3 protein-coding genes are annotated in these 1,748 nt (G+C 64.2%); all 3 read left to right on the forward strand.

Features of this window, described 5'->3' with window-relative positions:
- Positions 1–295: hypothetical protein (locus H9Q09_RS22395; protein WP_210315478.1), on the forward strand; the 295-nt coding region annotated here is incomplete at its 5' end.
- Between the two features lie 26 nt (positions 296–321).
- Entirely contained in the window at positions 322–642 is a 321-nt protein-coding gene (locus H9Q09_RS22295; protein WP_187392891.1) for a hypothetical protein, read from the forward strand.
- Between the two features lie 469 nt (positions 643–1,111).
- Positions 1,112–1,627, forward strand: coding sequence for a cytochrome-c oxidase (locus H9Q09_RS22300; protein ID WP_187392892.1), 516 nt, complete (start codon positions 1,112–1,114; stop codon positions 1,625–1,627).
- Positions 1,628–1,748 lie beyond the last annotated feature (121 nt).

Below are 1,748 nucleotides of genomic sequence, written 5' to 3' on the forward strand. Positions count from 1 at the left end.
CAAACGGAAGGAACTGAACTTGACCGACACATCTCATCTGGCCCCGAGGCCGCGCTCCGCTGGGTTTCGCATGCCGCTGGGCCGCAGGGGGCTGGTGATCGCCACGATGGCGATCACCAGCGCGGGGATGGCGTTGAACTGGGGCTGGCTTACGGCGATCGGGGCCGCACCGCTGATCCTGGCGCTCGCCCCCTGCGCTGTGATGTGCGCCACCGGATACTGCGTCATGTGCAAGAGCAAAAGCTGTGACGCAGACAGGAGCCCGACCGACGTGCCGGGTACGACCAGGGACTGAAACCAAACCCAACTGAGGTAACGACCATGAAAACGAACACCAGACTTGGCCTTGCGATCGCGTTTGCGGCCACCATTGCCGCACCCGTGACCTTCGCGCAGGAGGATGCCGCGCCTGAGAAGATGATGCAGGGCGACACCATGAAGGGCAGTGACATGCAGGGCGGCGACATGTCCGGCATGCAAGGCATGATGGGCGGTGAGGAGTCCGGCATGCAGGGCATGCAAGACATGCAAGGCATGATGCAGATGATGCAGCAGATGGGCCCGATGATGGAGGCCTGCACCGAGATGATGCAGGCAATGGCCGCCCAGCCTCACCACGCCGTCCCGAAAAACGACGGCTAATAGTCGCGCAGGCCCGCACCGACAGTCGGGCCTGCGTCTCCCCGCTGAAAGAGACCCGATGAAATCAGCCTACCTCTCCCTGCCTCGCCTACGACTGCGGGCACTGACGGATATCGGCGCGCTCGGTATTGGCGCTGCGCTCCCCAGGCGAGGGTGCGCAGCGGGGCCTATCGGTCAGGCCCGTCACCGACGAGACGGCGCAACCGGGCCAAACCGCCCGCGTCAAAGCCCGGGCGTTCTCGGTATCACGCCTGATCCCGGATCAGTTGACGAACCGACCAGTCGGAGCGAGAGAACACGGTCTCTCGCAGGCGCGTCGCGGCGCTCGCCGGGAAGGTCACAGCCGGTGGCTGTCCGCCGACGGCTTGGAGGGCGGATATCGAAACGTATCGTTCTCATCCTGGCGTTGATGCTCCCGCCCGTTGGAAACGCTTCCGCGCACAGTTCCGACGCCCCGATCGACGAACTCATGGCCGAACGGGAGCCCGCCTTCGAGCATTCCGATGGACGCCTTGCGCCACCGCTGAATGGGACCGCTGCCGACGGATCGACGGTGCGTCTGGACGGGCTTCAGGACAGAATACTCGTGGTCAGCTTCGCACCCGCGGCCTGCGGTTCGCCTTGCATTGCGCAGCAGGCGCTTTTGCGCGCGGTGCAAGAGGGGGTGAACATCACGCCGATGCGCGATCGGGTCACCTTCCTCACGGTGGGTGCCGCCTCTGTCGCAGACTTGGACAGATCGAACTGGCTGCCCGTAACGGTGGGCGATGGTGCCGCCAAGGCGGCGGCATCCTTCGCAGCCCTGTCGGCGCGTGAGGGCTACGCGCCAATGATCCATGTCATCGACCACGGTGGACGCCATGCTGCCATCTTCCACGGCGCGGAATTCGCCCGCACGAACCTGATTGTCTACATCAACGCATTAACGAACACGCCACCGCCGGAGAGCGGCTGGCTCGACAGCATCCTTCGAGCGTTTCAGTGATCGCTGCGCCGATGTCACATGTTGCGGAGTCGCGAAACTGGCTGGTCGCGCTGCGCCGTTATCTCGTATTCTCGGCCCTTGCGAACCTTCTGTGGGAGTTCTCCCATCTACCGCTCTACAC

Origin of the sequence: Aurantimonas sp. DM33-3 (assembly GCF_014334315.1) — a bacterium.
GTDB classification, from domain to species: domain Bacteria; phylum Pseudomonadota; class Alphaproteobacteria; order Rhizobiales; family Rhizobiaceae; genus Aurantimonas; species Aurantimonas coralicida.

Excerpts from the sequence above, each read along its gene's own strand:
- H9Q09_RS22295 (WP_187392891.1), top strand. The coding sequence starts at position 322 with ATGAAAACGAACACCAGACTTGGCCTTGCGATCGCGTTTGCGGCCACC.
- H9Q09_RS22300 (WP_187392892.1), top strand. The coding sequence starts at position 1,112 with ATGGCCGAACGGGAGCCCGCCTTCGAGCATTCCGATGGACGCCTTGCG.